Source organism: Oryzobacter telluris, from assembly GCF_043099285.1.
Classification (GTDB): domain Bacteria; phylum Actinomycetota; class Actinomycetes; order Actinomycetales; family Dermatophilaceae; genus Oryzobacter; species Oryzobacter telluris.
On sequence record NZ_CP170723.1, the window covers coordinates 3640607 to 3667295 of the forward strand.

The following is a 26689-nucleotide window of genomic DNA, read 5'->3' on the forward strand; positions in this document are numbered from 1 at the left end:
CAGGGGTCTCCTGGTGGTGGCGGGGTCAGTAGGTGAGGCCGTGGCCGAAGGCGTAGAGCACGGTGTCCGGGTCGTCCTTGGTCGGGATGTCGACCGGCAGGTGACCGGTGGGCGACACGGCCCCGGTGATGACGCGCGCGGCCGCCTCGATGGCGACCGGGCTGTACGAGTACGTCGCAAGGTAGGTCTCGACGTCGCCGAGGTACGCGACGTCGTACGGGTCGCGGGTGGCGACGACGACGACCGGGACCCCGGTGGCCCGCAGCTGCGCGACGAGCTTCTGCTGGCCGCGGTTCTTGTCGGTGACCGCGGTGTCCCAGGCCTTCATCGTCGTGACGACGACGGCGTCCTGGCCGGCCGCCTTGGCGACCGCCGCGGCGACCTGCGCGTCGGTGGGCGACGTGCCCGTCTGGTGCACGGTGGTCGCCGCGCCCTTGGCCTTGAGGCCGTCGGCGAGGATCTGGGTCGTCGTCACGCCGTAGCCGGTGACGAGCACCTTCTTGCCGGAGACCGCGAGCGGGAGGACCTTGTCGTCGTTGCGGACGAGGGTCGTGGTCCGGTTTGTCACGGCGGCCGCGGTCGCGAGGTGCTCGGGGGTGCCGACCTTGGTGGCGACCTGAGCGACGTCGACCATCGCCTGGTCGACGAGGCCGCGGTGGTACTTCAGCTCCAGGACGCGGCGCACCTTGTCGTCGAGGTCCTTCTGCGGGATCCGGCCGGTGGTGACCGCGTCGACGACCGCGCCGAAGGCCGCCTCGGGCGCGGGGGTCATGAGCAGCTGGTCGGCGCCGGCGAGGAGGGCGCGGACCGCGACCTCGGCATCCGGGTAGAGGTCGCGCACGCCCTGCATCTCGAGCGAGTCGGTGATGATGACGCCCTCGAAGCCGAGCTCCTCGCGCAGCAGGCCGGTGAGGATGGGGTGGCTCAGGGTGGCGGGGTGGCCCGAGTCGTCGAACGCGGGGACCGAGAGGTGCGCGGTCATCACCATGTCGATGCCGGCGGCGAAGGCCGCGCGGAACGGCGGCGCGTCGAGCTCCTCCCACTCCTCGCGGGTGTGGGTGATGATCGGGAACGCGACGTGGCTGTCCGTGGCGGTGTCGCCGTGGCCGGGGAAGTGCTTGGCCGAGGCGGCGACGCCGCCGTCCTCTTGGTAGCCGCGGACCTGGGCGGCGACCATCTCGGCCGCGAGCGCCGGGCTCGAGGAGAACGAGCGGGTGCCGATGACCGGGTTCAGCGGGTTGACGTTGGTGTCGGCGACGGGGGCGAAGTTCGTCGTCACGCCCATCGCGCGCAGCTCCTGGCCGGTGATGGCGGCGGCGGTGCGGGCGTCGTCGGCGCTGCGGCCGGCGCCGAGCGCCATCGAACCGGGGAACTGGGTGGCCGGCGGGCCGATGCGGGTGACGACGCCCTGCTCCTGGTCGATGCCGATGGTCAGCGGCACCCGGGCCTTGGTCGGGCGGGCGGCCGCGGCCTCCTGGAGGCCGTTGGACAGGCCGGCGATCTGCTGGGGGTTCTTCACGCTGTCGGTCCAGGCGAAGTAGATGACGCCGCCGAGGGCGAACTTCTGCACGACCTCGGCCGGGCTGGCCACGCCGTAGAGCGGGACGTTGCGGGCGTCGGGGGTCGTGGCGTCGCTGCCGTAGACCTGCTGGACGAAGAGCTGGCCGACCTTCTCGCGCAGCGTCATCCGCCGCAGCGTCGACTCCGCCCAGCCACGAGCGGCGGGGCCGGGGCGCACGGGGGCGGCCACGGCGGCGGGCAGCGCGGCTCCCGCGAAGGCGAGGACGAGTCCTCCGGTCAGGGCGGTGCGACGGGTGAGCGTCCGGGACATCAGGGGATCCTCCGTGTTACTCGTTCACGACTTTGTGCGAGAACATGAAACTTAGTTACCGATTCGGCGGAGGTCAACGGGAGGCGCGGGGCGTCCGGGTAAAGATCGCGTCAGGAATCCCTCTCGCGGCGAGTGCGGAAGTGGTCGCCCAGGCAGCCGGTTCCGCACTCACGGCGGGCACGGTTCGCCGTGAGTGCGGACGTGGTCGCTCAGGCAGCCGGTTCCGCACTCACGGCGAGGAGATCGAGCGGTCCGTTCGGCGCGGATGACGCCCGCCCACCTCCCGCTCGGCGCACCGGGGCTGGCGGCGAGGTCCGCGGGCCCGCACGATGGGGCGATGAGCACCGGCGCCTACGCAGCGGCCTACGAGCAGTCGATCTCCGACCCCACGGCCTTCTGGTCCGCGGCGGCGCAGGCCATCGAGTGGAGCAGCCCGCCCACCACCGTGCTCGACGACACCAACCCGCCGTTCTACCGGTGGTTCCGCGGCGGGCGGCTCAACACCTGCTTCAACGCCCTGGACCGCCACGTGCGCGACGGCCGTGGCGACCAGGTGGCGCTCGTCCACGACAGCCCGGTCACCGGCACGGTCACGTCGTTCACCTACCGCGAGCTGCTCGACCGGGTCGCGACCTTCGCCGGGGCGCTGGCGTCGCTGGGCGTCGAGAAGGGCGACCGGGTCGTCATCTACATGCCGATGGTCCCCGAGGCCGTCGTCGCGATGCTCGCCTGCGCGCGGCTCGGGGCGGTCCACTCCGTCGTCTTCGGCGGGTTCGCCCCGGCCGAGCTGGCCGCGCGCATCGAGGACGCCCGGCCGAAGGTCGTCGTCGCGGCGAGCTGTGGCATCGAGCCCACCCGCGTCGTGGAGTACAAGCCGATGCTCGACGGGGCGCTCGACCGCAGCAGCCACACCCCCGAGTCGGTCATCGTGCTCCAGCGGCCGCAGGCCCGGGCCGCGGTCGGCGAGCGCGACACCGACTGGGAGGAGCTCGACTGGGACGAGCTGGTCGCCGACGCCGAACCGGCCGAGTGCGTCGACGTCGAGGCCACCGACCCGCTCTACGTGCTCTACACCTCGGGCACCACGGGCCGGCCCAAGGGCATCGTCCGCGACAACGGGGGCCACGCGGTGGCGCTGCGCTGGTCGATGGAGAACATCTACGACATCGGGCCGGGCGACACCTTCTTCACGGCGTCCGACGTCGGCTGGGTCGTCGGCCACTCCTACATCGTCTACGGGCCCCTGCTCACCGGCGCGACCACCGTGCTCTACGAGGGCAAGCCGGTCGGCACGCCCGACGCCGGGGCCTTCTGGCGGGTCTGCGCCACGTACGGCGCGAAGGCGATGTTCACCGCGCCCACGGCCTACCGCGCCATCAAGCGCGAGGACCCGCAGGGCGCCCTGCTCGCCGGCCACGACCTGTCCCGCCTCGAGACCGTCTTCCTCGCGGGCGAGCGGCTCGACCCCGACACCTACGAGTGGGCGACCTCGACCCTGGGAATCCCGGTCGTCGACCACTGGTGGCAGACCGAGACCGGCTGGCCCATCGCGGCGAACCTGCGCGGGCTCGAGCCCCTCCCGATCAAGCCGGGGTCACCCTCGGTGCGCGTCCCCGGCTTCGACGTCCGCGTTCTCGACGACCGGGGTGAGGAGGTGCCGGCGGGTACCGAGGGCGCCATCGCCATCCGGCTGCCGCTGCCCCCCGGCACGCTGCCGACCCTGTGGGAGGACGACCAGCGCTACGTCGACGGCTACCTGTCGGTCTACGAGGGGTACTACCTCACCGGCGACGGCGGCTCCATCGACGCCGACGGGTACCTGTTCGTCATGGGCCGCACCGACGACGTCCTCAACGTCGCCGGGCACCGGCTGTCGACCGGGTCGATCGAGGCCGCGCTGGCCGGGCACCCCGACGTCGCCGAGTGCGCCGTCATCGGGGTGGCCGACGACCTCAAGGGCCAGGTGCCGCGGGGGCTCGTCGTCCTCAAGGGCGGGGTCGACGGTGCGGCCGAGGGCGACCGGATCCGGACCGAGCTCGTGCAGCGGGTCCGCGACGAGGTGGGTGCCGTGGCCAGCCTGCGCCAGGTGGACGTCGTCGCGGCACTGCCGAAGACGCGCTCGGGGAAGATCCTGCGCAAGACGATGCGCGAGATCGCCGACGGCAAGGTCCCCGTCGTGCCCGGCACCATCGAGGACGCCTCCGTCCTCGACCGCCTCACCCCCGTCCTGCGCCCCACCCCCTGACGACGGCCCCCGAGGTTCTGCGCCGTCACGGGGATGACGCGGAACCTTGCGGATGGCGCGGGTACATCCGCGTCTGTGAGAACTTCCGCGTCGTCGCAGTGATGGCGCAGATCCTCGCGGTCTGCGCGAAATCCCTGCGGGCCAGACCTGCGGCCCTACGCTCCGGGGACGCAACCGGGGAGGGCCCATGGCGGGGTGGTTCCAGCGGCGCATCGTGCGCGCCGACCTGCGCGACACGGACATCGTGTCGAGCACCGGGGCGGGGGTGCACCGGTTCGGCGAGTACCTCGAGGACGGCCGCGGCGGGCGCTGGTTCTGGCTGGTCGCCTCGGTGACCCAGCTGGCGCTCTTCCTCGCCCTGCCGCTCCTCCTCGCGTGGGGCATCTGGGAGCGCAGCGACCTCGACCGCGGCGACCCGGTGCGGGTGGGCCTCGTCGTCATCGTCGCGGTGGTGTCGTGGTGGTGCGCCCTCGTCTGGCAGGGGTCGGTGCGGGGGATGACGCGGGCCCTGTCGGCGCCGCAGCGTGAGTGGGACCCCGGCGAGGACGAGGACGGCGAGGGCTGACCTCAGCCCCGGTCGCGGTAGCGCCCGGGAGTCACGCCGACGAGCGCGGTGAAGTCGCGGGTGAAGTGCGCCTGGTCGTACCAGCCCCAGCGGTGCGCGAGGTCGGTGAGCGGACCCTCGAAGCCGGCGTCGAGCTCGGCGACCGCGTCGTGCATCCGGTACCGCCCCAGCACCCACTTGGGCCCGACGCCGACCAGGTCGAGGAAGAGCCGCTGCAGGGTGCGCGGCGTGGTGGCGAAGCGCTCGGCGACGTCGGCCACGGCGAGGAGGTCGTGGTCGTCGAGCATCGCGGCGCACACCGCGAGGAGGAGGTCGTGGCGCTCGTCGGGTGCCGCGCCGACCGAGGCCAGCGCGTCCTCGGCGAGCGCCGCCCACCGCTCGGGCGCCTCGGCGAGCGGGGGCTCGGCCAGGGCCGCGCAGACCTCGGCGGGCAGGACCTCCCGCGCCGGGACCACGGCGTCGACCCAGTCACGCGCCCGCGCTCCGGTGAGCGCCGCGAGACCACCCGGCCGGAACCGGACGCCCACCACCCGCCCGCTCCCGCGGATCTCGACGTCGAAGCGCCGGGTGACCACGCCCGTGACGAGCAGCGTCTCCCCCGGCGGCAGGCCGTCGCGGGTGTGGTCGCCGACCTCGAGGGTGAGGCTGCACGTGGGGTGCGGCAGGGTCTGGCTCTGGTGGCCGGTGCCGGGGGGCAGGTCCCAGCGCAGCGCCCAGTGGTTCTCCACCCACCGGTCGACGGCCGGATCGCAGGGCCAGCGGCGGAGCTCGACGTGGCGCGCCAGCTCGTCGGGGCGCAGGATGCCGGCCGTCGACGCCGTGCGCGCCGGGTCTGTCGCCTTTGTCCTAGCCACCACGGGGGCAGCCTAGGCAGGATCGGTGACACCCGACCCGTCCCCGACGAGAGGCAGCACCCCATGGCACTCGCCACCTTGAAGATGGTCACGCTCGACAGCACCGACGCCCGCCGCGACGCCGCCTTCTGGTCGGCGGTCCTGGGCTGGGACGTCGCCGCGGTCGAGGACGAGTACGCGATGCTCTCCGGGCCGGGGGGGATGGCGCTGGGCCTGGGCACGCTCGCCGACCACGAGCCCCCCGGCTGGCCGAACGAGCACGGCAGCAAGCAGTTCCACTTCGACCTCGCCGTCGAGGACCTCGACGCCGCGGCCTCCGACATCGTGGGTCTGGGCGCCACCCTCCCCGACGAGCAGCCGGGCGAGACCTGGCGCGTCCTGCTCGACCCGAGCGGTCACCCCTTCTGCCTCACCCTCGCCGGCAACTGGGGCTGAGCCACCCCGGGCGCGGGCGACGCTTCCGCCTCGCGGACGCTCCCGCGCCCCGGCCGGGCTTCGCGGCAGGGTGGGGCCCGTGGAGGGTGTGGTCCTGGGGTTCGCGACGATCGCCGCGGTCATCGCGGTGGGAGCCCTCGTCGCGCACCTCGGCGTCGTCGACCTCGCCGCCCAGGGCGTCCTCGCCCGGGTCTCCTTCTTCGTCGCCACCCCGGCCCTCCTCGTCACCACGGTGTCCAAGGCCGACATCCACGAGGTGCTGTCGCGCTCGCTCGTCGCGACGGCCGTCGGGGTCGCCGTCCCCGCGACGATCTACCTCGTCGCCGCCCGCCGCTGGCGCCGCTCGGCCGGCGAGCGCGTCATCGGCGCCCTGTCGAGCTCGTACGTCAACGCCGGCAACCTCGGGCTCCCCATCGCCGCCTACGTCCTCGGTGATGCCGCGCTCGTGGCCCCGACGCTGCTGCTCCAGCTGCTCGTCCTGCAGCCGCTGGCCCTGGCGGTCCTCGATGCGGACGGCGTCGGCCGCCGCCCCAGGGTCGGTGAGCTCCTCACCGGGGTGTTCACGAACCCGCTGACGCTGGGCACGCTCGTCGGCCTCACCCTCTCGCTCACGGGGTGGCAGCTGCCGGAGGTGGTCGCGGCCCCGATCGGTCTCATCGGCGCAATGGCCGTGCCGGGGGTCCTGATCGCCTACGGCATCTCGCTGCGGCTCGGCCCCGGCTTCGGCGGCGACGTGCCCACGGGCGAGCTGACCCTCACCAGCGTGCTCAAGCTCGTCGTCCAGCCGGTGGTCGCGTGGGCGGTCGCCCACTACGCCTTCGGGATCGACGGCCACGCCCTGCTCGCGGTCGTCGTCTGCTCGAGCCTGCCGACGGCGCAGAACGTCTTCGTGCACGCGACCCGCTACGACCGCGCGACGACCCTCGCCCGCGACACCATCCTCGTGACGACGATCGGCGCCGTGCCCGCCGTCGCGCTCGCCGTGCTCCTCCTCGGCTGACTCCTCGTCGCCGGGTGGCCCGATCGGGTGGTCCCGGGCCGCCGGCACCACCCGATCTCGCCATGGACGCACGCGGGGGCGCCGAGGATCGTGGGAGGTTCCGCTCAGCCATCCGGGAGGGTCCGCCATGAAGCACCGCACCATCGCCACCTGGGGCGTCGTCGCCCTGGCCACCATCGCGGGTTCGCCTGTCGCACAGGCGGCCTCGATCCCCTCGGTCTCGTCGTTCACGGTGGTGACCTCGTTCCTGGCCCCGTCGAGCCCGATCGTCGCCGCCGACGGGCTGTGGGAGGGCTGCACGGGCGTCACCGACCTCGGTGGGTACGCCAACCAGGTGTCACCGAGCAAGGTGAGGTTCAGCGGCGAGAAGCAGGTCCACTGCGAGGGCGGGGACGTCGTCATCCACTACGACGCCGAGATGAACTTCCGCGGCCCGGACTCCCGCGACCGCCGGACCTTCGGCACGTGGTCGGTCGTCTCGTCCGACGAGGGCGCTCCGGTCGTCGGTGGCGGGGGTCGGGTGGAGGGCGTGAACCGCGGGTGCCAGGACTGCATCGTCGACACCTTCAGCGGGCGCGTCTACTGAGTCGTTCGACGCCGGTTCGGGTGCGACGCCGTTGCGGCCCGGTGAGTGAAGCGGGTCGGCGACACTGGAGCCGTGATCACCGTCGAGCTCGCTCGCTCCCTCGCCGCGTCGGGCGTCCTGTGGGAGCCGCGCGCCGGCGACCGCTTCGTCATCGACGCCGCGCTCCTCACGGGTGACGTCTTCTGGATCAGCGACCTCACGGTCGAGGTCCACAGCTACCGCGACCAGTCGGTGCTCGGGTTCAACGGCACCACCGAGTGGGCGCTCGACTCGGTGACCCTCGACCAGGCGCTCTGGCTGCCGCGCGAGGACCAGCTGCGCGAGCTCGTCGGCGACCGGCTCGAGGCCGTGCACCGCACCGACCAGGGCTGGCAGGTGACCTACGCGGTGCGACCCGGCTACGTGCGCACGGTCACCGACGCCGACCTCGAGTGCGCGTACGCCCGCGCCGTCCTCAGCCTCTGAGCGCCGGGGACCGTCGGATGAGGTCGGGCCGCCGGGACGTCGTGCGCGTCGCCCTCGTGCTGGTGGCGGCAGCCCTCGTCCTCGGGCTGTGGCTGGCGAACCAGCGGGACACGCCAACCGCGTCCCCCACGGGCTCCGGGTCGGCGACGACCACGGCCACCGACGGGCCGTCATCGGCCTCGGTGCCACCGGCGCGAGACACCGGAGGGCTCCCCGTCGTCGCAGCCGCCGACCTGCCGCGCGAGGCCCGCGAGACGATCGCGCTCATCGAGGCCGGCGGCCCCTTCCGCTACGCCCGCGACGGGGTCACCTTCGGCAACCGCGAGCGCCTCCTGCCTCGCCACCCCAGCGGCTGGTACCGCGAGTACACGGTGCCCACCCCGGGTGAGGACGACCGCGGCGCGCGGCGCATCGTCACCGGCCGCGACGGCACGGTCTACTGGACCGACGACCACTACGCGTCCTTCAGCGTCGTCCAGGAGCAGCCATGACCCGTGTCCTCGGTGCGGACACCCAGATCGCCCCGCTGGTGCGCGGGCTGCGCGGCGACGGCGTCGTCGTGCGCGTCGTCCCGGCCGGCGCCGACAAGGACGAGTCGCTGCGCCTGTTCGGCGAGTGCCTGTCCTTCCCCGACTGGTACGGCCACAACCTCGACGCGCTCTTCGACTGCCTCCTCACGGCGGCGAACGAGGCGGTGGGGTCGCTGCACGTCGTGTGGGACGGCACGGCGACGCTGCGCGAGGAGCACCCCGAGGTCTTCGACGCCCTGCTCCGGGTGCTGCAGGACACCGAGACCGAGGCGCCGGGGTTCACGGCGACGGTCGTCGACCGTCGGTGACCTGGGGCTGACCCGCGCCCCGACGAACGTCAGCGGCGGCGGGTCGTCCCGAAGATCGAGCGGGTGATCTCGCGGCCGAGGACGGTGCCCGCCGAGCGCAGCATCGACTTGAACGCGCTGGACTTCACGACCGACTCGACCATGCCCGGCTCGGCGGCGCGCTGGCGCTCCTGCGTGGCCCGGGCCTTCTCCGCCGCGGCCGCCTGGCGGGCGGCCTCCTTCTGGGCGGCGTCTGCGGCCTTCGCGGCCTCCTTCTCCGCGGCGAGGCGGTCCTTCTCGGCGGCTGCCGCCGCGGCCTCGCGGACCTTGGCGTTCTCCGCCTCGACCCGCGCCGCCTCCTCGGCGGCGGTCCGCTCGGTCTCGGCCTTGCCGAGCATCTCGGAGGCCGACTCGCGCTCGACCGCCGTGAGGTACTTCGGTGCCAGCGGCGAGGCGGCCACGGTGCTGTCGAGCAGCTCGGTGGCCGAGGGCGCCATCAGCGACTCGGGCGCGCGCATCCGGGTCCACGCCACCGGGGTCGGTGCGCCGCGCTCGGAGAGCACCGTGATGACGGCCTCGCCGGTGCCGAGCTGGGTCAGCAGCTCCTCGAGGTCGTAGGCGGTGTTCGGGTAGGTCTTCACCGCGGCCCTGAGCGCCTTGGCGTCGTCGGGGGTGAACGCGCGCAGGGCGTGCTGCACCCGGTTGCCGAGCTGGGCCAGCACGTCGGCCGGGACGTCCTTGGGCGACTGGGTGACGAAGAAGACGCCCACGCCCTTGGACCGGATGAGCCGCACGGTCTGCTGGATGGCGTCGAGGAAGTCCTTGCTCGCGTCGTTGAAGAGCAGGTGCGCCTCGTCGAAGAAGAAGACGAGCTTGGGGCGGTCGACGTCGCCGACCTCCGGCAGGTCGTGGAACAGGTCGGCCAGTAGCCACATGAGGAAGGTGGAGAACAGCTGGGGGCGGTCCTGGACGCGGGGCAGCTCGAGCATCGAGACCATGCCGCGGCCGTCGGCGGCGGTGCGCAGCAGGTCGGCGGTGTCGAACTCGGGGAGGCCGAAGAAGACGTCGGCGCCCTGGTCGGAGAACGTGATGAGCTCGCGCAGGATGACGCCGGTGGTCGCCGACGACAGGCCGCCGAGGTCCTTGAGGTCGGCCTTGCCCTCGTCGCTGCTGAGGAACTGCACGACCGCGCGCAGGTCGGAGATGGTGTCGAGCCAGAGGCCCTTCTTGTCGGCGTAGTGGAACACCAGGCCGAGGCTGGACTCCTGGGTGTCGTTGAGCCCCAGCACCTTCGAGAGCAGGGTCGGCCCGAACGTGGAGACGGCGGCCCGCACCGGGATGCCCTGCCCCTCGCCGCCGAGGGCGTAGAACTCGGTCGGGTACGCGGTCGGCGTCCACGTCATCCCGACGTCGGCGGCGCGGGCGGTGACCTTGTCGTTCGCCTGGCCGGCCGTCGCCATCCCGGACAGGTCGCCCTTGACGTCGGCGAGGAAGACCGGCACCCCCTGTGCGGCCAGCTGCTCGGCCATCAGCTGCAGGGTCTTGGTCTTGCCCGTGCCGGTGGCGCCGGCGACGAGCCCGTGCCGGTTCATCGCCGACAGCGGGATGCGCACGACGGCGTCGGGATGGGCCGTGCCGTCGGCGACGGCCGCGCCGAACTCCAGCGACGGGCCCTGGAAGGCGTACCCGGCGCGGATCTGGTCGATGAGGGGGGAGGCTGCGGCACTGCCGTTCTCGGTCACGACCGCCAATGTAGTCCCCCGCCGGGCGTCGCTCCCGTCGTCAGCGGCGACCCGTCATACAGTGAGTGCCGTGATCTTCAAGGCCGTCGGTGACTCGCGCCCGTACCCGGACCACGGGTACTCCACGCGCCAGTGGTCGACCGTGCCCCCGCGCCTGGTCCGGCTCGACGAGCTCGTGACCACCAAGCGCGAGCTCGACCTCCAGATGCTGCTGTCCGAGGACTCCACGTTCTACGGGGACCTTTTCGCGCACGTCGTGGAGTGGGAGGGTGCTCTCTACCTGGAGGACGGCCTGCACCGCGCGCTGCGGGCGGCCCTCCATCAACGACCCACGCTCCACGCGCGGGTGCTGGTGCTGTAGGGGGGCGCGCAGTGAGCGACTACACGACCGAGGCCGAGGTGTCCGTCGGTGCACGCCGACGCCGGCGCACCCTCATCACCATCGGCGTCGTGCTGCTCGCCCTGTTCTTCGCGTTCTGGTACGCCCTGTCGTACTACCAGGCCGACAGCGCGGCCCGCGCCGGGCGCACCCCCGCTCCCACGTGCGTTCCCTACGACCCGGACGCCGTCACCCCGGCGCAGGTCAAGCTCAACGTCTACAACGCGTCCTCGCGCACCGGCCTGGCCGGCACCGTGGCCAAGGAGCTCGCCGAGCGCGGCTTCGACATCGGCAAGGTCGCCAACGACCCCACGTCGCGCACGCCCCCCACCGTGGCCGAGATCCGCTTCGGTCCCGCGGGGAAGGCGACCGCCTCGCTCGTCCGCGGCGCGTTCCCCGACGGCACGAAGACCTTCCAGGACAAGCGCAAGGACACGAGCGTCGACGTCGCGCTCGGCGCCAAGTACACCCGGCTCGTCCCGGTCCCCTCGGTGGCCGCGACGCCGATGTGCCCCGCCCCCACCGAGAGCTGACGTCGCCCGTTCTTCCCGCTGGTTCGAGGTGATACCCGACCGTCTCAGCGTCGGGTATCACCTCGACCCGGCGGGCGGGCGGCTACGCGGCGACGGGCACGAGGAGGGCGTCGGCGGCGGGTGCGAGGAGGGCGTCGGCGCCGGCGCGGCGGGAGCGCACCACGCGTGCCCCGACCCACGCGACGACAGCGAGTCCGACAACGGCCAGGGTGACCGTCCCCATCCAGCCCGCCACGTCCTGCCACGACTCCCCCGCCACGGATCCGAGCACGACGCAGGTGACGCCCCACGCGGCGACCCCGATCCCGTTCCAGCGCAGGAAGGTCCGGTACCGCATCCCCGCCGACCCGGCGAGCACGGGCGCGACGGTGCGGGCCACGGGGGTGAAGCGGGCGGCCACGAGCGACACCGGCCCGCGGCGGGCCAGCGTCGACTGCGCGCCCTCGACCCGACGGGCCACGCGGGACAGCCCCCGCGAGGCGAGCAGGCCCGGGCCGAACGAGCGACCGAGGAGGAAGGCGGTGGTGTCACCGAGGAGAGCGGCCGCGACGACCACGGCGGCGGTGCCGGCCAGCGAGGTGTTCCCCACCGTGACCGCGACCCCGCCGACGAGCGCCGCCGTCTCCCCCGGCAGGACGAACCCGAGGACGAGCGCGCTCTCGAGGTAGACCAGCGCGGCGACGACGACGTAGACCAGCCACGCCGGTTGCCCGAGCGCCAGGGTCACGAGGTCGTCCATGTCTCCATGTTCGGAGCCGACCCTGTGCCCGGACTGTCCCCCGCCCCAGACCGGCCCACGAACCGTCGGTGGGCTCGCCCGGCCCGACGACGACCCCGGTGGCGGTGACCCCTCATCGGCACCACCACCGGGGACGCGCACCGGTCGTCGAGCGGCGGGAACGACGACCGGTGTCCGGCTCCCGTCAGTCGCCGGAGCTGAAGGCGGCGTCGAAGGACGCCTCGGGACGGTCGAACGCGAGACGGCGGACGAAGCCCACGGCCTCGGCGGCACCGACGAGCCGGTCCATGCCCGCGTCCTCCCACTCCACCGAGATGGGGCCGTCGTAGCCGATGGCGCCCAGGGTGCGGAAGCAGTCCTCCCACGGCACGTCGCCGTGGCCGGTCGACACGAAGTCCCAGCCCCGGCGCGGGTCGGCCCACGGCAGGTGCGAGGACAGGCGCCCGTTGCGGCCGTTGCCCACCCGCTTGCGGACGTCCTTGCAGTCGACGTGGTAGATCCGGTCCTGGAAGTCCCAGATGAAGGCCGCGGGGTCGAGGTCCTGCCACACCATGTGCGACGGGTCCCAGTTGAGGCCGAACGCCGGCCGGTGGTCGATGGCCTCGAGGGTGCGCACGGTCGTCCAGTGGTCGTAGGCGATCTCGCTGGGGTGGACCTCGTGGGCGAAGCGCACGCCGACCTCGTCGTAGACGTCGAGGATCGGGTTCCAGCGGTCCGCGAAGTCCTGGTAGCCGGCCTCGATCGTCTCGGCCGACACCGGAGGGAACATCGCCACGTACTTCCAGATCGCCGAGCCGGTGAACCCGATGACGACGTCGACGCCGAGCAGGGCCGCCGCCCGTGCCGTGTCCGCCATCCGCTCGGCAGCACGCTGCCGCACGCCCTCGGGGTCGCCGTCGCCCCAGACCGCCGCCGGGAGGATGTCCTTGTGGCGCTGGTCGATCGGGTCGTCGCAGACGGCCTGGCCGACGAGGTGGTTGGAGATGGCCCAGACGCCCAGGCCGTGCTTCTCGAGGATCGCCTTGCGGCCGTCGATGTAGTCGGGCTCGGCGAGCGCGCGGTCGACCTCGAAGTGGTCGCCCCAGCAGGCGATCTCGAGGCCGTCGTAGCCCCACGACGCGGCGAGGCGGCACACCTCCTCGAACGGCAGGTCGGCCCACTGGCCGGTGAAGAGGGTGATCGGACGGGACATGACGGGCTCCTTCGTGACGGGGTGCTGCGATGAGGGGTGGTGCCGGTGAGGGGTGGTGGTCGGAGGGCGAGGGGTGGAGGAAGCGGGTCGGTCAGGGGCGGGCGGCCGCGGCAACGGTGACGCCCGCGGCCTCGAGGACGAGGTCGTGCACGTCGGTCGCCGCCACCGTCCCACGAAGCCGCCCCGCGGAGGAGGTGATGACGACGGGTCCGTCGGCGGGGTCGCCGCCGAGCCGGCCGTGCGAGCCCTTGACCCAGCGGGCGTCGAGCGGCACGACCGACATCGCGTAGCGCAGGCCGAGCTTCTTGCGGACCAGGGCCAGGCCGGCGCGGGCCTTGGCCGTGCGGTCGGCGGGGTCGAAGAACAGCTCGGCGGGGTCGTAGCCCGGCTTGCGGTGGATCTCGACCCCCCGCGCGAAGTCGGGGGCCCGGGCGTCGTCGACCCAGTAGTAGTAGGTGAACCACGACCGCGCGTCGGCCACGACGACGAGGTCGCCCGACCGCTCGTGGTCCAGGCCGTGCTCGACCTGTGCATCACGGTCGAGGACGAGGTCGACGCCCGGGACCTGCGCGAGGAGGGCGCGCACCTCCTCGAGCCGCTCGCCGTCGCGGACGTAGACGTGGGCGACCTGGTGGTCGGCCACCGCGAACGCCTCCGACGCCCACGGGTCGAGGTACTCCATCCCCGCCTGGGTGTGGACCTCGAGGAGCCCCGCGCGGCGGAGCACCCGGTTGAGGTGCACCGGCCGGTCGACCTCGGTGATGCCGTACTCGCTGACGACGACGACCTCGACCCCCAGTCGCTCGGCGTCGTCGAGGAGGGGTGTGAGCACGGCGTCGAGCTCGGCGGCCGCGCGCCGGGCCTCGGGCGAGCGCGGCCCGAACCGCTGGAGGTCGTAGTCGAGGTGTGGGACGTAGGCGAGGGTGAGGTCGTGGTGCGGCAGCACCCGGCGGGTCGCCTCGGCGATCCACCGCGACGACTCGAGCGAGGCCGTGGGGCCCCAGTACCTGAACAGCGGGAACTCCCCCAGCGCCTCGGTCAGCTCGTCGCGCAGCCAGGTGGGGCGGGTGTAGCAGTCCGGGCTCTTGCGCCCGTCGGCGTGGTACACCGGCCGCGGCGTCACCACGGTGTCGACGTCCATGCCCATCGCGTACCACCAGCAGACATTGGCGACCTTGGCGCCGGGGTGGCTGCGCCGCAACGCATCCCACACCTTCTCCCCCGACACCAGGCTGTTCGGCTGGCGCCAGAACATCACCTCGCCGAGGTCGCGGAAGAACCAGCCGTTGCCGACGACACCGTGGTCCACGGGCAGCCGCCCGGTGAGGAAGGTCGACTGCACCGAGCAGGTGACCGCCGGCAGCACCGTCTCGAGCGCGGCGCGGCTACCTCCGTCGGCCAGGGCCGACAGCCGCGGCATGTCGGCCAGCGCCGTGGGCGTGAGCCCGACGACGTCGAGGAGGAGGACGGGGCGGGGGGCCGCGCCGAGGTCGGGCGGCGCGGTGTCGGTCGTGGCGAGCTGGTCGGTGGTGGTCACGGTGCCTCCTTGAGGCCGAGGTGGATCAGCTGGTCGCGCACCCACGCGAGCTCGCCGGCGATGCCGCGGGCGAGGTCGTCGTCGGTGCGGGGTCGGGCGGCCTGCGGCAGGACGCCCCACGTGTAGGTCTCGACCTCGAGGTGGTCGGTCAGGGCGCTCTCCCCGCCGACGAGGGCGGCGAGGCTGCTGCGGGTGTGGTCGAAGGTCGAGGCGAGCGGGGCCTGCGGCTCGGCGTCGAGCGGAACGTGGAAGTGGACCCGCCAGGGCACCGGCCCGCCGTCGTCCGCGCGGTCGGCCAGGGGCGCGTCGCCCCCGAGCGCCTCGCCGAGGTCGTCGCGCGAGGTCACCGTCCCGTCCGGGCCGCAGGACCGCGTCTGGTGGAGGAAGCGCTCCTCGTCGAACGAGGCGAGCGCGGCCCGGGTGCCGGGGTCCGAAGGGTCGGAGGCGTGGAGCGCCGCCGAGACCTGGGCCTTGACGACCGGCAGCCCTGCCTCCCCGACCCGTGCCACCGCGGCATCGGGGTCCTCGAACTGCACGGCGAGGTGGCAGAGGTCGAGGTTGACCCCGATGCGGCGCCGGTCGACGCCCGCCAGGTGCTCCACGGCCTGCGCCGTCGTCTCGATGACGCAGCCGGGCTCGGGCTCCAGACCCACCCGGATGCTCCGGCCGGTCCGGTCCTCGAGGCCGTCGAGGGTCTCGGCGAGGGCGGCCAGGTTCGCCCGCGCCGACCGCGCCGCGGCGGAGCCCCACGGCGAGCGCCACGCGAGCGGCAGCGTGGAGATGCTGCCGCGGGCCGCGTCGTCGGGGAGGAGGCGCGCGAGCACCTCGGCGCAGTCCGCGGTGTAGTCGAGCCGTGCCCGCTGCGACCAGTCGGGGTGGTAGACCCGGTGCTTGACCACGGGCTCCTGGAACCCGCGGTAGGGAAAGGCGTTGAGCGTCACCGTCTCCAGGCCGCGCTCGGCCATCGCCGAGCGCAGGTCGTCGACCGCCCGCGGGTCGCGGGCCAGGGCCCGCGCCGCCGGGGCCGCGAGCCACAGGCCGATGCCGAGCAGGTCGGACCCGAGGTACCGACGCACCGGCAGGCAGAAGCGGTCGAGGTGGGCGAGGACGTCGTCGAGGTCGTCGCCCGCGTGCACGTTGGTGCAGTAGGCGAGGTGCACGGTGGTGCCGTCGGCGTGGTGGAGGCGCACGGCTACTCCCGCGACCCGCGCAGGACGGAGTTGCCCTCGAACGTCGCGCCGCTCGCGACGTCGACCGCGTCGTCGGCCTCGGCGACGCCGCTGAGGTCGAGCCGCCCGCTCTGCGCGTAGAACTCGACCGGGTTGCGCCACAGGACCTTGTCGACGTCGTCGTCGTCGAAGCCGCCGGCGAGCATCGCCTCGGCGGTGCGGGCGGTGAGCAGCGGGTCGCTTCGCCCCCAGTCGGCGGCCGAGTTGACGACCATCCGGTCGGTGCCGTGCTCGTGGAGGATCGCGACCATCCGGTGCGGGTCCATCTTGGTGTCGGGGTAGATCGAGAAGCCCATCCAGCAGCCGCTCTCGACAACGACCCCCACGGTCACCTCGTTGAGGTGGTCGACGAGGACGCGGCCCGGCGCCATCCCTGACTCGCGCACGACGTCGAGCGTGCGGCGGGTGCCGGTCAGCTTGTCGCGGTGCGGGGTGTGCACGAGCGCGGGCAGCCCGTGCTCGAGGGCGAGTCCGAGCTGCCGGGCGAACACCTCGTCCTCCTCGGGCGTCATCGAGTCGTAGCCGAGCTCGCCGACGGCGACGACCCGGTCCTTGTCGAGGTAGCGGGGCAGCTCGTCGATGACGGCGCGGCACCGCTCGTCGTTGGCCTCCTTGGGGTTCAGGCCGATCGTCGCGAAGTGCGCGATGCCGAACTGCTCGGCCCGGAACGGCTCCCACCCGAGCAGCGCGTCGAAGTAGTCGCAGAAGGTGCCGACGCTCGAGCGCGGCTGGCCCAGCCAGAACGAGGGCTCGACGACGGCCCGCACCCCCGCGGCGTGCATCCGCTCGTAGTCGTCGGTCGTCCTGGACGTCATGTGGATGTGCGGGTCGAAGATCCTCATCGGGCACTCCCGGTGGTCTCGGAGGGATGGAGGGGCTCGTGGTGGACGGGCTCGTCGAGGAGGCGGCGGGCGTCGGCGGGGACCTCCCGGCCGGCGGCGCGGCGCTCCGCGGCGAAGTCGCGCACCATGCGGCGCAGCTCGTCGTCGGCCCGGTCGTCGAGGTCGTGGACACCATCGAGCGGGATGCCCATGAAGATGGCCTTGACCACCCCCTGGCGCCACGACGGGTCGTCGAGGTGCTCGGCGGCGTACTCTCCGAGGGCGGCGCTGACCAGACGGGTGTCGTTGGTCCGCAACGCATCCCGCACGACGGGGACCATGGCGCCCCCCACGGCGTCGCGCAGCGAGGTGGTGCGGTCGAGCACGGGGAGCGCGGTGAGGACGGCGTGCTTCTCGGCGCTGTCGCCGCGCTGGTAGAGCGTCGTCGCGATCCTCGCGACGGCGTCGGACCCGCCGCGGACGGCGGCGAGCAGCTCGCCACGGACCTCCTCCCCGTCCCGGCCCTCGGCGCGGGCGTGCCGTGCGGCCGCGGGGAACAGGCCCACCACCGCCTCGCCGTCGGCGGCCACGGCGGCTCGTGCGTCGTCGCTCCAGCCCATGTCAGGTCCTCCTCGTGAGTCGCTCGGCGTGGGCCGCCGCGGCGCGCAGGGCCCGCAGGCTCTGCTCCGCGAGCACCGGCGCCGCGTGGGTGTGGCGGGGCAGCTCGACGTGCACGAGCCCGGCGAAACCGCTGTCGGACAGGGCGGCCAGCACGTCGGGCAGGTCGACCTCCCCCTCACCGAAGGGCAGGTGCTCGTGCACGCCGCGCCGCATGTCGTCGATCTGGACGTTGGCCAGGACGCCGCCGGCGGCCCGGATGACGGCGCCCGGCGCCTCGTCCTCGGAACAGACGAGGTGGCCGACGTCGATGGTGAGGCCGAGGGCCTCGGGGCGGCCGAACCGGTCGAGGACCCCCACGACGTCGCCGACCCGCTCGAGGAACATCCCCGGCTCGGGCTCGAGCGCCAGGGTGACCCCGGTGGCCTCGGCGACCGGCAGCAGTGCGGCCACGGCCCGGTCCACACGCTCGCGCCCGTCCACCGACGTGGACCCCGGCGGCAGGGAGCCGCTCCAGCACGACACCACGGGAGCCCCGAGGTCGGCGGCCACTCGCAGGGCCGTGGCGACGAGGTCGACCCGCCGCCGGGCGCCGGACTCGCTGACGAACGTCGGGTGGTGCTTGCGCCGCGGGTCGAGGACGTAGCGCCCGCCGGTCTCGACGACGACGTCGAGGCCGTGCCGTGCCAGCAGGCGCCCGGCGTGCGAGACGCGCTGCACGAGACCGGGACCCACCGGGTCGAGGTGGGCGTGGTCGAGGGTGAGGGCGACCCCGTCGTAGCCGAGGTCGGCGAGGACGGCGAGCGCGTCCTCGAGGCGGTGGTCGGTGAAGCCGTTGAGGCCGTAGCCCAGGCGCAGTCGGGTCGGGTCGCTCACGTCGGCGACCCCTTCCGCAGCACCGAACGGGTCGCGTACGTCGCCGCGCCGAGCGCCACGGCCGCACCGGTCTCCCCCGCGGCGGCCAGCAGCCCGCACTGCAGGGGGACCATGCCGCGGATGCCGGCGACGGTCGCCGCCCGCGCGGTCGGCGCGGTCGGGTCGTTGACGGCGCGGGCCTGGGCCCGACCGACGGAGGAGCCGTAGGCGGCGGAGGCGCCGGTGGCGACGAGGGCGGCGAGCCACGGCGTGCCCCGCGGGCCGGTGGGTGCCCCGCCCGCGCGACCCGACGCGAGCAGCGGGACGAGCGCGGCGACGGCGGCCGTCACCGAGGTCGCGCCCCGCGCGACCGACGCCGAGGTCCCGTGCACCTCGCCACGGCTGAGGGCCGTCACGCCGGCCGTGTGGACGAGGAGCAGGCCCGCCGGGAGGGCGGCGCGGCGCAGCCCCGCGGCCCCACCGGCGGACGCCCCGAGGAGGACGTCGAGCCCTCGCGTGCTCGCCATGACGGCGGTGCTCACGGGGCCGGACTTCGCCGACAGGTCGTACGCCCACACGGCACCGGCGAGGACCGCGGCCACCCCTGCGGCCCGCGGACCTCCCCCGGCGGCGGCCAGGCCGACGCCCGCGGCGGTGAGACCGGAGGCCAGCGTCAGCGCGGTCCGCGGGGCCACGCGGCCCGACGGGATCGGGCGCTCGGGTCGCTCGACGGCGTCGAGGTCGCGGTCGGCCCAGTCGTTGAGGGCCATGCCGGCCCAGTACAGCGACACCGACGCCAGCGGGAGGAGCGCGGTGCGGCGGCCGGCCGGCCAGCCGGCGGCGGCCGCCCCGGCGAGGGCGTCACCGGGCACCGTCAGGGCCGCGGGGGCCCGGACGAGCTCGGCGAGGTCGCGCAGGGTCGTCATCGGGAGGACGCACCGCCCGCGGCGTCGGCAGCCACCTCGCCCCTCGCCCACCGGACGAGGAGGTCGTGCTGCGGCGCGAGCGCGTGCTCGTCGAGGCCGGCCGGGTCCTTGAAGAAGAACCCGAGTGCCGCGACCGGTCCGCTCTCCCCGCGACGCAGCGCGAGGTCGAGCAGGCGCGCCAGGTCGATGACGAGCGGTGCGGCGAGCGCGGAGTCGCAGCCCTGCCAGGTGAACTGGAGCGTCATCCGCGTCCCGAGGAAGCCGGCGAAGGTGATGTGGTCCCACGCGGTCTTCCAGTCGCCGAGGTCCGCGACGTGGTCGATGTGCAGCGGCCCCTCGACGGGGTGCCCGAGGAGGGCTTCGAGGCCCGCCGCCTTGGACTCGATCTTGCTCTGCCGGGCGTCGGGCGAGGCGAGGGTGGCGCCGTCGCCGCCGCCGAGGAGGTTGGTCCCGGCCCAGGAGCGGACGTCGAGGGCGCGCATCGCGAACATCGGGGCGAGGACGGACTTGAGCAGCGTCTCCCCCGTCTTGCCGTCGCTGCCGCCCCAGGGCAGTCCGGCGTGCGCGGCCATCTCCTCCAGGGCCGGCAGGCGGGCGCCGGCCGAGGGGGTGAAGTCGACGAAGGCGCAGCCGGCGCGGAAGGCGGCCGCGGCGTAGACCGAGCTGGCGGGCAGCGGCGACTCGCCGGCGTCCCACGCGGACTCGAGGGCCTCGACGTCGGCGTGGCCCGGGTGGGGCACGACGAGGGCCTCGGTGGAGGAGACGTTGACGACGACGACGCGGGACAGGCCCTCGCGGGAGGCGAACTCACGCAGGTCGTCGGCCAGGCGCTCGACGGCGTCACGCTGGTTCTCGGCGCCGACGACGTAGCCGGGGCGGATGCGGGTGGAGGCCTCGTCGAGGTCGTGCGCGACGAGGCGGGGCAGGTCGTGGGGGACGACGCCGGCGGCGGCGAGCTCCTCGGCGCGCTTGGCCAGGGAGACGGTCGTGACGTCGTGGCCGCCGGTGACGAGGTCGGCGACGTCGGCCAGGCCCACGTCCTCGAGCTCGGGGCGGGCGGTGACGAGCCCGGTGCTGCCGGCGACGCCGGCGCGCAGGGCGGCCAGGCCGCAGGCGACGGTCGCGGCGACCGACCCCCCTGCTCCGATCAGCCAGAGGCCGGTGCGCTCGGTCGTGGGGGTCATGGGTCCTCCTCGGTGGGGACGGTCGCAGGGTGGTGGTGCGGGGTGGTGCGCTCGGCGGCCCGGGTCGGTCAGCCTCGGAGCTGGCGGATCACCTCCCGCACGTCCCGCTCCAGGGCGGCCGCGGCTGCGGCGTCCTTGACGAGGGTCCGGTCGGAGAGCGCCCCGAGGTAGCTCTCCAGCTGGGAGATCGCCGCCTGGGTGCGACCGGCGTCGGCGTGCTTCTTCGCCTGGTCCAGCCGCTTCCCGAAGGCCGAGGCCCCGGCCTTGGTGACCTCACCCGAGCCGCCGAGCCGCGTCGTGAGCGTGGTGAGCTCGGCGAGCGACGTCGTCGTCGTGAAGGTCACCGTCTGCGACGCGGTGCGCCCGGCGTTGTCCTTCACCGTCACGACCAGCACGTGCTGGCCGAGGGAGAGGCGCCACAGCGCCAGCGGCTTGTCGGCCGCGACGGCCTGGCCGTCGACGGTCGCCGTCACCGACTGGACCCCGGACACGACGTCGGCCGCGGTCCACGTGACGTCGCCGGAGTTGCCGACGGACGCGCCGTCGGTGACACCGGTGACCGCGAGGGTCGGGGCGCTCTTGTCGATCTTGACGACCACCTGGCCCGAGCCGACGTTCCCGCCGTTGTCGGTCGCGCGGTAGAGCACCGTCGTGGTGCCCTCGGCCGAGACCGTCAGGGTCGGGTTGTTGGCGTTGACCGTCGTCCAGGTCTGGCCACCGTTGGTGGAGAACTGGCGCGTGGAGATCGTGCCGTTGTCGGTGGCGTTGAGCCGGACCACGACGTTGCCGAGGTACCAGCCGTTCTCACCGGTGGGCTGCGCCGGGTCGAGCACGACGGAGACCGTCGGTGCCGTGACGTCGGCGACGCCGTTGCCGGTGAAGGTGAGCCGGTCGAGCACCACGCCACCGGAGGAGGTGACGTAGAGGACGCCCGTGCCGGTCGGCACGTTCGCCAGCGACGCCGAGGCGTCACCCCAGCCGGAGCTGTTCACCGCGACCGTCGCGAACGGGGCCGCCGTGGCCGAGTTCCAGCGCAGCGAGAGCGTTCCCTGGCCGGAGGCCCTGGCCGTGACGCCCGTGATGCCGGCGAAGTTCACCGGGTCCCAGGCGAGGTGGTCACCGGCGTCGAACGAGGTGACCTTGCGCAGGCCGCTCGCCGTGTCGTCGGAGACGAGCTCCACACCCTGGGAGGAGTCGGCCCACTCGGCCTCCTGCGACTTCGGGTTGAGGATGAGCGAGCGCTCGGACGTCGCCGCGGCGACCCCGTTCGCCCCACCGTCCGTGTAGCGGATGACGACGACGCCGAAGATGTTCTCGGTCTCGCCGTGCTCGGTGGCGTCCGCCGGGGTCGGGATGGCGAACTGGCAGCCCGTGCCCTGGCTCAGCGGGTGGGCGTGGGCGTCGTGGCCGAGACCGAAGGTCCAGGCGACGCGCGAGCACACCGTGGCGGTGCCGTCCTCCGGGTCGTTGGTCGTCACCGTGAAGGGGACGGCCTGACCCCAGTCGAAGAAGCCGCCGTTGGGCGTGCTCACCTCGATGCTCGGTGCCACGTTGCCGACGCTGATCGTCGTGCTCGTGATGCCGCGGCGGCCCTCCGGGTCGGTGACCCGCAGGCGGGCGGTGTAGCTGCCGAGCGTGGTGTAGGTGTACGTGGCGTTGACGCCGGTGGCGTCGAAGGTCCCGTCACCGGTGAAGTCCCACTCGTAGGTGAGCGCTCCGCCCTCGGGGTCGGACGAGCCCGACCCGTCGAACTGCACGGTCAGCGGGACGCCGCTGCTCGAGATCGGCTCGGCCTTGATCTTCGCGGTCGGCGCCTTGTTGCCGGGCGAGTAGTCGATCCGGTACAGGCCGGCGTCGGGGTTGGCCCGGAAGAAGCCGTCGCCGTAGTCGAGGACGTAGAGCGAGCCGTCGGGGCCGAACTCGATGTCGATCGGGCTGTCGGTGATCGGCTGCCCGTTCGTCTCCAGCGCCGCGTTGGGCAGGAAGTGGGTGATGTGGTCCACCGGGCCGTTGGGCCACTGGACGTCGAAGACCGCGAGGTAGTCCTGCGAGAACTCGGCGAAGAACGCCTTCTTGTCCCAGAACTCGGGGAACTTCGTCGTCGAGGGGTTCGCGGCGTCGTAGTGGTAGACCGGACCGCCCATGGGGCCCTGCCCGCCCGCGGGCGAGAAGTCGGTCAGCTCGGGCCACGGCTGGTGCGTGTTGTTGTCGCCGTAGTAGAGCGTGGCCGCGGTGGCCGGGGGGACCGTCGCGAGACCGGTGTTCCAGCGCGAGTTGTTCTTCGCGCCGGCGGCGCAGTCGAAGAACGGACCCGGCGTGGCCGTCGCGAAGTTCCACTCGTTGTAGTTCTTGTGGTCCGCCGTGCAGTACGGCCAGCCACCGTTGAGCGGCTTGTCGATGCCGGTGGTCTGCCACTCGACGTAGCCCATCGGGCCTCGCTCGGCCGAGGGGGCGCCGGCGTCGGGGCCGTAGTCACCCCACGAGACCGAGTTCGTCGCCGAGTCGACGTCGATGCGGAACGCGTTGCGCACGCCCATCGCGAAGATCTCGGGGCGGGTCTTGTCGGTGCCCGGGGCGAACAGGTTGCCCGCGGGGATCGTGTAGGTGCCGTCGGCCTCGGGGTGGATCCGCAGGATCTTGCCGCGCAGGTCGTTGGTGTTGCCGGCGCCGCGACGCGAGTCGAACCCGGGGTTCATGCCCGGGGCGTCGTTGTTCGGCGCGAAACCGTTGGCCCCCGGGGTGCTCGCCGGCGTGTTGTCACCGGTGGCGAGGTAGAGGTTGCCGTCGTCGTCGAAGTCGACGTCACCGGCGACGTGGCAGCACTGGCCCCGCTGCTGCTCGACCTTGAGGATGACCTGCTCGGTCGACAGGTCGAGGGCGTTCGCCGCGTCGTCCCACTTGACGCGGGTCAGCTGGTTGTAGCCCTTCCACTGGTCCCAGTACGCCTCGGTCTGCCCGGCGGGCAGGCTGTTGGGCGCGGAGCCGGTGGGGGTCGTGGTGACGTACGGCGCGGTCATCGTGCGCGGTGCGTAGTAGAGGTACACCCACTTGGACGTCGCGAAGTCCGGCGCCAGGGTGACGGTCTGCATCCCGTCCTCGGAGTTGCTGTAGACCGGGACGGTGGTGACGACCTTCGTCGTGCCCGCGTCGGGGTCGGTGAGGCGGATGTCGCCGTTGCGGGCGGTGTGCAGGACCCGGCCGTCCGGGAGGACCGCCATGTCGATGGGCTCACCGGTGTCCTTGGTGAGCGTGATCTTCTCGTAGTTGGCCCAGTTGACCGCGTCCGCGTCGGCCTCGTGGCCCGGGTGGGCCGCGGCGGGACCGGCGGCGACGCCTGCGGCGCCCGCCAGGGAAAGTGCCAGGGCGGCAACCATCGAAACGGCACGTGGCCGACCTCGACGACGAATAGAATTCATGTCCACGTCCTTCGTGAGTGTGGGGCGAGCCAGTCCCGGGGTGGCCTCGGCCGCTGCAACGGCATCAACGAGGCCACCTCCGGGGCTGGCGCTCACCGTCAGGGAGCGGTGAGCGGTGTCGGCCGTGGGGGCCCGACGGGTGCCGGCCTCCGGGGCCGGCGAGGTGTGTCAGCCGCGCAGGGCGGCCATGTTGTCGTAGCTGACCTTCGCCAGCGCGAGGGACTGGCCCGGGTTGGCGGCGCCGCCGGGAGCGGTGTCCTGCTCCCACATCGGGTTGTGCGACCCCTTGGCACCGACGCGACGCAGGAACGTCGAGTAGTCGATGTCACCGAGACCGAACGGGGCCATGACGTACCCGTTGGCCTGGGTGGCGTCCTTGACGCCGTCCTTGGCGTGGAACAGCGGGAAGCGCTTGGTCTGCGCCGCCACGAGCCCGGCCGGGTCGAACACCGACGACACCGAGCTGCCGTCGGCCGCGGTGTAGGTGTGGTGCTTGTACTGCGCGACGTGCGCCCAGTAGATGTCCAGCTCGAGGAAGACGTTCTTCTCGTCGGTGTTGGCGAGGAAGTACTCCAGGCGGCGGATGCCGCTGCTGCGGGTCGGGCGGCCGAGGGCGTCGAGCGGGCCGCTGTCGAGCAGGAAGCTGTACGCGATGTCGTGGTTGTGCGTGTACAGCTTCAGGCCGTGCCCGGCGGCGCGCTCGCCGAGGATGTTCCAGCGCTCCGCGGCCAGCGCCCAGTCGGCGACGTAGGCGGACCCGGTGGGGTCGCTCCCGGTGCCGATGTGGCCCAGGCCGAGGATGTTGGCCACCTCGCAGGCCGCGTCGAACGACGCGAGCGAGGCGTCGGTGATGGTGCCGGGGACCGAGCCGTGGTTGCCCTCGGCCTGGAGGCCGTTGTCGTCGAGCCAGGTGCGCAGGAGGCGGGCGCCGTCGACGTTGTTGACGTTGCCGCCGGGGGCGTTCGCGTTCTGGTTGTAGCCGGCGAACTCGATCTGCTTGTAGCCGATGCCCGCGAGCTCCTCGAAGACGGCCTTGAAGCCCGAGGCGAACGGCGAGGTGCCGGGGTCGCGCGAGATCGCGTCACGGACGGTGTAGAGGATGATGCCGCGGCGCGGGGAGGGGATGAGCACCCCGTTGGCGGTCCCGGCCGAGCCGGCCATGGCCGAGGGCGCGGCCACGGTGGCGGCCGCGGCCATCCCCATGGAGGCGGCCAGGACCTGGCGGCGGTTGAGCCCGAGCTTGCTGACCAGCCCGGGGAGGTTGACGTCGTTGTCGGTGTTCATGATGCTCCTTCGTCACTGCAATGACATGGGGGGTAGAGCGCGACCTCGGGGGTTCCTTTCCGGGTGGGGTGGTGGTCGGCCACGGGCGGGGTGGGTGTGTGGGTGGGTGGGTTCGGCGCGTCAGCCGTCGGTGGGGCGTGGGGTCGGCTGACCGTCGTCGGGGTGGTCGGTGGTGGTCCAGCACGACCCGGTGGCCGCGCTGCGCTCGACCGCGGCGAGCACCTCCTGGACCGCCAGACCGTCGGCGAACGACGGCTCGGGGTCGACCCCGCGCGCGATCGCGTCGATGAGGTCGGCGGCCTGGTGGGTGAAGCCGTGCTCGTAGCCGAGGCCGTGACCGGCGGGCCACCAGCGCCCCACGTAGGGGTGCGTGGCCTCGGTGACGACGACCCGGGTGAAGCCCGACTCGCGGGCGTCGACCGAGGCGTCGTGGACGTGGAGGACGTTCATGTCCTCGAAGTCGAAGGCCAGGCTCCCGCGGGAGCCGTTGACCTCGATGCGGATGGCATTCTTGCGACCGGTCGCGAAGCGGGTGGCCTCGAAGGTCCCGAGCCCGCCGCCGGACAGCCGGGCGATGAAGATCGCCGCGTCGTCGACGCTGACCTGGCCGCGGCCCGGGCCCGCCTGCGCCGACAGGCCGTGGACGGCTCCGGGGAGGGGACGCTCGCGCACGAAGGTCTCGGTGGTGGCACTGACGCCGGTGATCCGCTCGCCGGTGATGAAGTGGGTCAGGTCGATGATGTGGGCGCCGATGTCGCCCAGGGCACCCGAGCCGGCGCGGTCCTTCTCGAGCCGCCAGGTGAGCGGCGACTCGGGGTCGACGAGCCAGTCCTGCAGGTACTGCCCGCGCACGTGGCGGATCTCGCCGATCCGGCCCTCCCGCACGAGCTGGCGGGCGAAGGCGATGGCGGGCACGCGGCGGTAGGTGAACCCCACCATCGAGCGCACGCCGTGGGCGGCGGCCTTCTCGGCGGCCGCGGCCATCGCCCGGGCCTCGGCCACGGTGTTGGCCAGCGGCTTCTCGCACAGCACGTGCTTGCCGGCCTCGAGGGCCGCGATGGCGATCTCGGCGTGGGTGTCGCCCGGGGTGCAGATGTCGACGAGGTCGACGTCGGGGCGCGCGACGAGGTCGCGCCAGTTCGTCTCCACGTGCTGCCAGTCGAAGCGGCGGGCCATGTCGGCAGCGGCGGCGGCGTCGCGCCCGCCGATGGCGACGAGGTCCGGGACGAGCGCCGGGTCGAAGAAGCTGCGGGCGTTGCGCCAGCCCTGCGAGTGGGCCAGGCCCATGAACGCGTAGCCGACCATCCCGATGCCGAGGCGCCCGGGCGCGCTCGTGGCGGGCGCGGTGTCCGTCGCCTGCGGGGAGGGGGTGTCGATGGCCATGAAGCACCTTCCGACGGGCCGGTCCGGCCCGGGTCGTTGTCGTCAGCGACGTC

25 protein-coding genes are annotated in these 26689 nt (G+C 73.4%); 10 read left to right on the top strand and 15 right to left on the bottom strand.

Annotated features, from left to right (window positions below; genetic code table 11):
- Positions 1-25 precede the first annotated feature (25 nt).
- Positions 26-1831 (bottom strand): glycoside hydrolase family 3 protein, encoded by a 1806-nt coding sequence (locus tag ACFLFB_RS16995; RefSeq protein ID WP_392543347.1) that lies wholly within the window; start codon positions 1829-1831, stop codon positions 26-28.
- A gap of 337 nt (positions 1832-2168) precedes the next feature.
- On the opposite strand from ACFLFB_RS16995, the gene ACFLFB_RS17000 reads away from it, so the two are divergent.
- Together ACFLFB_RS17000 and ACFLFB_RS17005 are read left to right on the top strand one after the other, a co-directional pair.
- Complete coding sequence (locus tag ACFLFB_RS17000) at positions 2169-4076, top strand: propionyl-CoA synthetase (RefSeq protein WP_392543348.1); 1908 nt, start codon at positions 2169-2171, stop codon at positions 4074-4076.
- Between the two features lie 187 nt (positions 4077-4263).
- Complete coding sequence (locus tag ACFLFB_RS17005; protein WP_392543349.1) at positions 4264-4641, top strand: hypothetical protein; 378 nt, start codon at positions 4264-4266, stop codon at positions 4639-4641.
- A 2-nt stretch (positions 4642-4643) separates the two neighbouring features.
- Here the strand turns inward: ACFLFB_RS17005 and ACFLFB_RS17010 are convergent, their stop codons facing one another.
- Complete coding sequence (locus ACFLFB_RS17010) at positions 4644-5498, bottom strand: DUF6597 domain-containing transcriptional factor (protein ID WP_392543350.1); 855 nt, start codon at positions 5496-5498, stop codon at positions 4644-4646.
- 60 nt (positions 5499-5558) lie between these two features.
- On the opposite strand from ACFLFB_RS17010, the gene ACFLFB_RS17015 reads away from it, so the two are divergent.
- The 6 genes from ACFLFB_RS17015 to ACFLFB_RS17040 all read left to right on the top strand — a co-directional run bounded on the left by ACFLFB_RS17015 (position 5559) and on the right by ACFLFB_RS17040 (position 8819).
- A complete protein-coding gene (locus tag ACFLFB_RS17015; protein WP_392543351.1) occupies positions 5559-5930 on the top strand; it encodes a VOC family protein in 372 nt (123 codons plus the stop codon).
- Positions 5931-6009: 79 nt separating this feature from the next.
- Positions 6010-6930 (top strand): AEC family transporter, encoded by a 921-nt coding sequence (locus ACFLFB_RS17020; protein ID WP_392543352.1) that lies wholly within the window; start codon positions 6010-6012, stop codon positions 6928-6930.
- Between the two features lie 127 nt (positions 6931-7057).
- Positions 7058-7516 carry a hypothetical protein gene (locus ACFLFB_RS17025; RefSeq protein ID WP_392543353.1) on the top strand — a complete coding sequence of 153 codons (459 nt, stop codon included), beginning with the start codon at positions 7058-7060 and terminating at the stop codon, positions 7514-7516.
- Positions 7517-7588: 72 nt separating this feature from the next.
- Complete coding sequence (locus ACFLFB_RS17030; protein WP_392543354.1) at positions 7589-7981, top strand: hypothetical protein; 393 nt, start codon at positions 7589-7591, stop codon at positions 7979-7981.
- Between the two features lie 17 nt (positions 7982-7998).
- Entirely contained in the window at positions 7999-8472 is a 474-nt protein-coding gene (locus tag ACFLFB_RS17035; RefSeq protein WP_392543355.1) for a ribonuclease domain-containing protein, read from the top strand.
- Positions 8469-8819: a barstar family protein gene (locus ACFLFB_RS17040; protein ID WP_392543356.1), complete on the top strand. Its 351-nt coding sequence runs from the start codon at positions 8469-8471 to the stop codon at positions 8817-8819. The genes ACFLFB_RS17035 and ACFLFB_RS17040 overlap by 4 nt, the downstream gene beginning before the upstream one ends.
- 29 nt (positions 8820-8848) lie before the next feature.
- Here ACFLFB_RS17040 and ACFLFB_RS17045 read toward each other — a convergent pair whose 3' ends face one another.
- Positions 8849-10540, bottom strand: coding sequence for a helicase HerA-like domain-containing protein (locus ACFLFB_RS17045; RefSeq protein WP_392543357.1), 1692 nt, complete (start codon positions 10538-10540; stop codon positions 8849-8851).
- 70 nt (positions 10541-10610) lie between these two features.
- Between ACFLFB_RS17045 and ACFLFB_RS17050 the strand changes: the two genes are divergently transcribed.
- Positions 10611-10901 (top strand): type II toxin-antitoxin system VapB family antitoxin, encoded by a 291-nt coding sequence (locus tag ACFLFB_RS17050; protein ID WP_392543358.1) that lies wholly within the window; start codon positions 10611-10613, stop codon positions 10899-10901.
- An 11-nt stretch (positions 10902-10912) separates the two neighbouring features.
- Complete coding sequence (locus tag ACFLFB_RS17055) at positions 10913-11452, top strand: LytR C-terminal domain-containing protein (RefSeq protein ID WP_392543359.1); 540 nt, start codon at positions 10913-10915, stop codon at positions 11450-11452.
- Between the two features lie 82 nt (positions 11453-11534).
- Here the strand turns inward: ACFLFB_RS17055 and ACFLFB_RS17060 are convergent, their stop codons facing one another.
- The 12 genes from ACFLFB_RS17060 to ACFLFB_RS17115 form a co-directional block, all read right to left on the bottom strand.
- The gene (locus ACFLFB_RS17060) at positions 11535-12191 is read right to left on the bottom strand and encodes a DedA family protein (protein ID WP_392543360.1); all 657 of its coding nucleotides are present in this window, start codon (positions 12189-12191) and stop codon (positions 11535-11537) included.
- Between the two features lie 184 nt (positions 12192-12375).
- The gene (locus ACFLFB_RS17065; RefSeq protein ID WP_392543361.1) at positions 12376-13383 is read right to left on the bottom strand and encodes a sugar phosphate isomerase/epimerase family protein; all 1008 of its coding nucleotides are present in this window, start codon (positions 13381-13383) and stop codon (positions 12376-12378) included.
- A 91-nt stretch (positions 13384-13474) separates the two neighbouring features.
- Positions 13475-14920 carry an alkaline phosphatase family protein gene (locus tag ACFLFB_RS17070; RefSeq protein ID WP_392543362.1) on the bottom strand — a complete coding sequence of 482 codons (1446 nt, stop codon included), beginning with the start codon at positions 14918-14920 and terminating at the stop codon, positions 13475-13477.
- Complete coding sequence (gene eboE / locus ACFLFB_RS17075) at positions 14917-16110, bottom strand: metabolite traffic protein EboE (protein WP_392543363.1); 1194 nt, start codon at positions 16108-16110, stop codon at positions 14917-14919. The genes ACFLFB_RS17070 and eboE overlap by 4 nt, the downstream gene beginning before the upstream one ends.
- 2 nt (positions 16111-16112) lie before the next feature.
- The gene (locus tag ACFLFB_RS17080; protein ID WP_392543364.1) at positions 16113-16991 is read right to left on the bottom strand and encodes a TatD family hydrolase; all 879 of its coding nucleotides are present in this window, start codon (positions 16989-16991) and stop codon (positions 16113-16115) included.
- Positions 16988-17590, bottom strand: a complete 603-nt coding sequence (locus ACFLFB_RS17085) for an EboA domain-containing protein (RefSeq protein WP_392543365.1) — start codon at positions 17588-17590, stop codon at positions 16988-16990. The genes ACFLFB_RS17080 and ACFLFB_RS17085 overlap by 4 nt, the downstream gene beginning before the upstream one ends.
- A gap of 1 nt (position 17591) precedes the next feature.
- Entirely contained in the window at positions 17592-18464 is an 873-nt protein-coding gene (locus tag ACFLFB_RS17090) for a sugar phosphate isomerase/epimerase family protein (RefSeq protein ID WP_392543366.1), read from the bottom strand.
- Positions 18461-19369: an SCO3242 family prenyltransferase gene (locus ACFLFB_RS17095; protein WP_392543367.1), complete on the bottom strand. Its 909-nt coding sequence runs from the start codon at positions 19367-19369 to the stop codon at positions 18461-18463. Before ACFLFB_RS17095 ends, ACFLFB_RS17090 begins: the two co-directional genes overlap by 4 nt.
- Entirely contained in the window at positions 19366-20553 is a 1188-nt protein-coding gene (locus ACFLFB_RS17100) for an inositol-3-phosphate synthase (RefSeq protein WP_392543368.1), read from the bottom strand. The genes ACFLFB_RS17095 and ACFLFB_RS17100 overlap by 4 nt, the downstream gene beginning before the upstream one ends.
- A gap of 68 nt (positions 20554-20621) precedes the next feature.
- Positions 20622-23927, bottom strand: a complete 3306-nt coding sequence (locus ACFLFB_RS17105; RefSeq protein WP_392543369.1) for a PQQ-dependent sugar dehydrogenase — start codon at positions 23925-23927, stop codon at positions 20622-20624.
- Between the two features lie 210 nt (positions 23928-24137).
- On the bottom strand, positions 24138-25253 hold the full coding sequence (locus tag ACFLFB_RS17110) for a sugar phosphate isomerase/epimerase family protein (protein WP_392543370.1): 1116 nt from the start codon (positions 25251-25253) through the stop codon (positions 24138-24140).
- A 120-nt stretch (positions 25254-25373) separates the two neighbouring features.
- Positions 25374-26636 (bottom strand): Gfo/Idh/MocA family protein, encoded by a 1263-nt coding sequence (locus tag ACFLFB_RS17115; protein ID WP_392543371.1) that lies wholly within the window; start codon positions 26634-26636, stop codon positions 25374-25376.
- Positions 26637-26689 lie beyond the last annotated feature (53 nt).